We start from the raw sequence: 6,184 nt of genomic DNA, 5'->3' as shown, positions 1-6,184 counted from the left end.
AGATCAACGATAACCGAGAGATCGTGGGCGGATACAGGCTCGGTTCCACTACGTATTACAACACTCTCTACACCCCAGTCCCAGAACCTTCCGAGTTCGCGGTGATGGGTGTTGGGATCGTCGGTCTACTCCTGGCCCGAAGAAGAAAGAAACGAAGCAGATAAGGATGGCGGAGCGAGAGGGATTCGAACCCCCGGACCTTTCGGTCAACGGTTTTCAAGACCGCCGCGATCGACCACTCTGCCATCGCTCCACACTGTCGATTTCGTATTGTACTCTGCGCGTGGTACCCTTTTCCTTATGCCCGTTGAATCCGGACAAGTTCTAACTTATCCTATTCGTAGCCACCTGTATTCGATGAGTGTTGAAGTCAAGGAAGTGCTTCATCGGCATCAGAGCGATTTCCAGCTGATCGAGATCATCGACACCGAATGCTTTGGGCGGATGCTACTTTTGGACGGGCATATCCAGCTCGCCGAACTCGATGAATCGGCGTACCACGAATCTTTGGTGCACATCCCGCTGCTGAATATGGCTTCGCCGAAGCGGGCTCTGATTGTCGGTGGCGGCGATGGCGGAGTGGTGCGCGAACTGCTCAAGCATCCTGGGCTGGAGATCGATATGGTGGAAATCGACATGGGCGTGATCGATGCCAGCAGGGCACAACTTCCGTTCTTGAACCAAGGCTGTTTCGAAGACCCTCGACTGACGCTGTATGTCGAGGACGCGTTCCCGTTTGTGAAACAACCCGGTCGTGGCCCCTATGATTTGATCGTGATGGACTCCACCGATACCTATGAAGAGGAGGATGGCGAAATCAGCGAGATGCTGTTTACCCGCGAGTTCTTTACGGATTGCGCCAAGCTTCTGACACCTGGCGGGATGGTGGTCACTCAGGCCGATAATCACATTTTCTGCCCATACAGTCTTGAAAACGCGAAGGCCGAGTATCTCACGGTGTTCGAGCGTGTCGATCAGTATTTCTCGTTAGTGCCGAGCTTTGGCGGGTTCAGCGGCTATTGCATCGCGACGAATTCTGGCACGCTCAGTCGCACCTGGAACGCGGACAGGGCGAAGGGATTGAACCTGCGCTATCTGAACGAAACGACCTACAGCTTGGCGTTCCAAAACCTTCCTTTTAACCTCAATGCCGCTCGTTGATCTTCCTCTTGAGAAACTGCTGGAGTACCCAGGGCGCAACCCTCGGCCGGCAGATTTTGACGACTATTGGCGGCGTGCGATTGCCGAGTTGGATACTTGCGATCCTTCGCCGAGGTTCGAGCCGGTCAATGCACCGTTTCCTTCGGCGCTCGCTCAGGATGTTTGGTTCGATGGTGTCGGCGGCGCAATAATCCATGCCAAGTTCATGCGGCCAAGGTGGACCGATCAGCCTGTTCCCTGCATCGTGTTCTTCCACGGCTACCATTGGAAGTCTCCGGACTGGTTCACTTTGGCGGCTTGGTCGGCGGCGGGATATGCGGTGCTTGCTCCGGACGTACGGGGGCAAGGCGGTCTCAGCACCGACCCGCTCTCGGTGGATGGCAATACGGTTTCGGGGCACATTGTTCGCGGATTGACAGATCATCCAGATAAGCTTTTCTATCGCGGAGCGTTTTTGGATACGGTCCAAACCGCCCGAGTTGCGGCGTCAATCGAAGGCATCGATCCATCGCGGATTTTTGCGCACGGTGCGAGTCAGGGCGGCGGCTTAACGGTCGCTTGCGCGGCGCTCGCTCCCGAACTGATCCGCGCTTGCGTACCTGTGTATCCGTTCTTGAGCGACTATTTGCGCGTGTGGGAGATGGACCTCGCGAAGGACGCCTACAACGAGATCAAGCAGTTCTTCAAGATTCAGGATCCGCTGCACAAGCGAAAGGACGAAGTGTTCGAAAGACTGGGATACATCGATGTTCAGCACTTGGCGTCTCGGATCAAATGCCCATCCCTATGGGCGGTCGGACTGATGGACGCGATTTGTCCTCCGAGCACCCAGTTCGCGGCGTACAACAAGGTCGTGGCTCCCAAAGAAACTCTGATTTATCCTGACTACGGCCACGATGGGCTTCCTGAACTGAGCGAGCACGTGATTCGATTTTTCAATTCGATCTGAGCAATTTGAGCCTATCCTCGCGGTAACCTCGTCCCTTCGCTTGAGGAATTCTAGTTATGGAACCCCCTGTATATTCAAATTATCCGAGAGGACCCCAAGGTGGAGGGGTACCAGGCTACCCACTGGGCGTCTATTTCGAGTTCATTGGCAAAGCCTGGGAAATGATCAAAACCAACTTTGGTCAGTGGGCTGTGGCGTCGATCTTGTTCATGGTTCTGAGTTATGCGACCGCGATTCCCGGAACAATTCTTCAGCTCGCGACTGGCAATTCAGGTCCAGAAGTGGCTACAAGAGGCGTTTCGGCAAGCTTTATCATCATCATGTTGGTCAGCTACATCATCCAGTTTGCATTTACGGGCGTGCTTGCAGCAGGATTTATTCGGTTTGTGTTGCACCAACTGGATGGCAACGCCGCGGATTTTGGTCAGATGTTTGTTCCATTCCGAAACCTGATTCCGAACATGATCACAAGTTTGATTACGTACTTCATGCTTGCCATCGGTTTTGCCTGCTGTATCGTCCCAGGAATCTATCTCACCGGAAATTTGCTCTTCACAAACGTGTTGGTGACGGAAGGCAATCTGCAACCTGGGGATTCGATCCGGCTCTCGTTTGATCGCATGAAGCCACATGCTTGGAATATGTTCGGGTTGTACTTTGTTGCAGCTCTGGCAAGTGGCCTCGGTGTTTTTGCTTGCTGCGTCGGACTATTAGTGACTCTGCCGATTCTGTATGTCGTGCTCGCTATGCAGTTCCGAGTTCTATTCCCAGAGTTTGGACCTGGTGGTAATCCAGTTCAAATAGGCGCAGAACCACCAAGAGGTTGATCCTCTTCTGAACATCATCTTGGGGCAAGCCGATGGCTTGCCCCAATTTCATTTGCGGTACCCTTTCCCCAGCATGATTGATCGCTATTGCACGCCGGCCATGAGCCAGATTTGGAGTCGACAAGCCAAGTACCAGCGCTGGTTTGATGTCGAAGTGGCGATTTGTAAAGGGTACGCGAACGAAGGTGTGATCCCAGCTGAGGACATCGCGGCTATCGAGAAATTTGGCTCCTTCACGATCGAGCGCTGCGACGAAATTGAGCTTGAAACTCGGCACGACTTGATGGCCTTTGTGCGGTGCGTCAGCGAAGCAATCACGGTGGGTGGCGGATTCAGCCCGGAGAACACTCCTGCACGATGGGTTCATTTCGGGGTCACCAGCTACGATGTGATCGACACCAGCCTGGGGATGATGATGCGCGATTCTTGCACGGTGCTCATCGAATCCCTCGGCAAGCTGGAGTCCTCGATCCTTAGTCTTTGGAAAAGCCATGGGGACATTGCCTGTATTGGTCGCACACACGGGATTCATGCAGAGCCGGTGACTTTTGGGCATAAGTGCCAAGGTTGGCATGAGGAAATCAAGCGCTCGATTTTGCGGTTGGAATCGGCTCGCACCGAGATCGCGGTTGGCAAAATCAGCGGACCGGTGGGAATCCATGCCCACGTTTCTCCGGCTCTTGAATCGAAGATTTGTGAATCTCTTGGGCTCACCGCAGATCCGAGCAGCACCCAGATCGTCAGCAGAGATCGTCATGCGAATGTTTTGGCGACGCTCGCCGTTTGCGCTGGGTCGCTGGAGCGCGTCGCGACCGAACTTCGCAACCTCCAGCGAACTGAGATTTTGGAAGTCCAAGAAGAGTTTGCGAAGGGCCAGACCGGTAGCAGTGCGATGCCTCACAAGCGCAATCCTTGGAACAGCGAGACCATCTGCGGCTTGGCGCGAGTCGTGCGCGGCAATGCCATGGCGATGCTCGAAAGTATCATGACCTGGCACGAACGCGACCTATCCAACTCCTCGCTGGAACGGATTGTCCTTCCGGATTCCTTCCAGTTGGTGGACTTTATGATTGGGCGGCTCAACAAGATCCTCTCTGGTTTGGTGGTCATGCCAGAGAACATGGCGCGGAACCTTCGGCAGATGGGAGATCTGGTTTTCAGCGAGCATGTGATGGTCGCATTGATCAAAGCAGGGATGAGCCGGGAAGCGGCATACAAAGTCGCTCAGCGCAATGCGGCGAAGTCTTGGGAAGGCGAGGATTATCGCACCAGCGTCTCCAACGATCCCGACGTGGTGGCCCGGCTGAGTGCGGCCGAGGTAGACGAGATTTTTGACCTCAAACACCATCTGCGGTTCGCACCCAAGGCACCTTGATGGTTGAATTTACGCCCTGGTTGTTGGGAGAATCTCATCGCCAGCTTTTGCAGGTGACGATTCCTGCGAAGGGCACTCTTGAACGGGTCACGACGCTCGGCTTGGGTGGGTTGATCGAAGTCAACGAGCGGCTGCAGATCGGCTCAACGGTCACGAGCCATGAGAAGCTCTATTCGCCTGATGGCATGCTTATGATCCATTCGACCGGCGACAAGACAATGGAATGCAATTGGCTGGGCACTCGCATCACGTTCAATGGCGAATCGGCGAGCGCGATCTTTGAAGGGTTTCAGCGCGAAGACATCCTGGAAGCTTCTGCGGTTTGGTGGATCACTAGTCAGCCGATTCTGGGTGATGAAGTTCTGTATTATCAGCCCGATGTTCTCACCTCAGGGCGATCAAAGCGGTTGACGCGTTTTGTTGGAAAGGAGGGCGAGCTGTTTCTCACCGAGACACTCGACGTGCCGACGAACAATCGCACTCGCCAGTGGCTCACACCGATGGGCGCATTGGTGCGTCGGCAGATTTTGAGTCTGGACGGCACCGTGCAGTTCGATGCGCAGCTTTAAATTGCGGCAATATCCGAGCGGAACTGCTTTCCTTCGAAGTCAATACTTTCAGCGGCGAGATAGGCGAGTTTTCGCGCTTCCTCGACTGTTTTGGCTTCGGCGGAAATAGTGATCACACGGCCTCCATCAGTCACGAGTTGACCATTCTGGTCTCCGATTCCGGACCCAAAAACCTTCACCCCCTCTGGCATTTTGTCGATCGTGATCGGCTTGCCCTTTGCGATTCTGCCAGGATAGCCTTGACTGGCGAGGACCACAGAGACCGCCGCGTTTTGCAAGATCGGCACCGAAGTTAGAGGCTTACCAGTTGCCGATTCGAGCAGTAGATTCGCAAATCCAGGCCCAATTCGGCGGAGAACAGACTGGGTTTCAGGGTCACCAAATCGGACGTTGAATTCGAGGCAATATGGCTGGCCGTCTTGGACCATGATGCCAGAGAACAGTACTCCGCGGTATTCCACTCCTCGTGATTTCAGCCAATTGACCGTTGGCGCCACGATGGATTGTTCTACTTGCTCCACGTACGGCTGAGCCCAATCGCAAGGCGAATAGGTGCCCATTCCACCCGTGTTTGGGCCTCGGTCGTTGTCCAGCGCGCGCTTGTAGTCCTGAGCCACCGGCAGGCTAAAGAATCCATGATCGCCAACGACGGTCAACAGAGAAAATTCTCGTCCGATGAGGCGATCTTCAATCACAATTTCATCGCCGGCCTCACCGAAGGCTCTCTCGACCAACATCGCGCCAATGGCATCTTCGGCTTCATCGAGGGTCGAACAGACGAACACACCCTTTCCCAGGGCATTTCCGGATGCCTTGACGACGACCTGCTTTCCAGCATCGAATCTCGCTCGTGCGTAGTCAGCCGCGAGTTCAGCGTCGCGAAAAGTGCCAGATTCGCCGGTTGGAACTCCTGCTTCGATCATCACTTGCTTCGAAAAGGCCTTACTTCCTTCCAACGACGCGCCACCTTGCCGGGGGCCAAACACATTGAATCCATCTTTGGTCAGAAAATCGGCGAGACCGTTGACGAGAGGGTCTTCCGGGCCAACAACAATGAGGTCTGGCTGCAATCTCCCACAAAGGGCGATCAGTCCCGCAAAATCGGTTTCCTTGACATCAAAACAGGGAATCTCTTTGCTGATCAGGGGATTGCCGGGCGTCACCCAAACTTCGGCTTCTTGGGCCAATTTCCAGGCTAGTGCGTGTTCCCTTCCACCTTTGCCGATCACCAAAATCTTCATTGTTCACGGCAAGTATACGGCCTTGCGATAACCGTATTTTTGACAGGTTTCTGCATCCGATT

The 6,184-nt window shown here is 54.4% G+C and carries 7 protein-coding genes and 1 tRNA gene; 6 read left to right on the top strand and 2 right to left on the bottom strand.

Annotated elements, in window-relative coordinates; genetic code table 11:
• Positions 1-2 precede the first annotated feature (2 nt).
• Positions 3-164, top strand: coding sequence for a PEP-CTERM sorting domain-containing protein (locus J0L72_09115; protein MBN8690931.1), 162 nt, complete (start codon positions 3-5; stop codon positions 162-164).
• A 3-nt stretch (positions 165-167) separates the two neighbouring features.
• On the opposite strand, the gene J0L72_09110 is transcribed toward J0L72_09115, so the two are convergent.
• Positions 168-253, bottom strand: a tRNA-Ser gene (locus tag J0L72_09110).
• 47 nt (positions 254-300) lie between these two features.
• Between J0L72_09110 and J0L72_09105 the strand changes: the two genes are divergently transcribed.
• From J0L72_09105 to J0L72_09085, 5 genes are all read left to right on the top strand, one after another.
• Positions 301-1,161, top strand: coding sequence for a polyamine aminopropyltransferase (locus tag J0L72_09105; GenBank protein ID MBN8690930.1), 861 nt, complete (start codon positions 301-303; stop codon positions 1,159-1,161).
• The gene (locus tag J0L72_09100) at positions 1,148-2,110 is read left to right on the top strand and encodes an alpha/beta fold hydrolase (protein ID MBN8690929.1); all 963 of its coding nucleotides are present in this window, start codon (positions 1,148-1,150) and stop codon (positions 2,108-2,110) included. Before J0L72_09105 ends, J0L72_09100 begins: the two co-directional genes overlap by 14 nt.
• Positions 2,111-2,271: 161 nt before the next feature.
• On the top strand, positions 2,272-2,937 hold the full coding sequence (locus tag J0L72_09095) for a hypothetical protein (GenBank protein ID MBN8690928.1): 666 nt from the start codon (positions 2,272-2,274) through the stop codon (positions 2,935-2,937).
• 73 nt (positions 2,938-3,010) lie between these two features.
• A complete protein-coding gene (locus J0L72_09090; GenBank protein MBN8690927.1) occupies positions 3,011-4,312 on the top strand; it encodes an adenylosuccinate lyase in 1,302 nt (433 codons plus the stop codon).
• Positions 4,312-4,881 (top strand): hypothetical protein, encoded by a 570-nt coding sequence (locus J0L72_09085; GenBank protein MBN8690926.1) that lies wholly within the window; start codon positions 4,312-4,314, stop codon positions 4,879-4,881. Before J0L72_09090 ends, J0L72_09085 begins: the two co-directional genes overlap by 1 nt.
• Here J0L72_09085 and purD read toward each other — a convergent pair.
• Complete coding sequence (purD, locus tag J0L72_09080) at positions 4,878-6,122, bottom strand: phosphoribosylamine--glycine ligase (GenBank protein MBN8690925.1); 1,245 nt, start codon at positions 6,120-6,122, stop codon at positions 4,878-4,880. The genes J0L72_09085 and purD overlap by 4 nt on opposite strands.
• Positions 6,123-6,184 lie beyond the last annotated feature (62 nt).

It is taken from the genome of Armatimonadota bacterium, from assembly GCA_017303935.1.
In the GTDB taxonomy this organism is placed as follows: Bacteria; Armatimonadota; Fimbriimonadia; order Fimbriimonadales; family Fimbriimonadaceae; genus JAFLBD01.
This window is presented reverse-complemented; position numbering and strand designations above follow the sequence as displayed.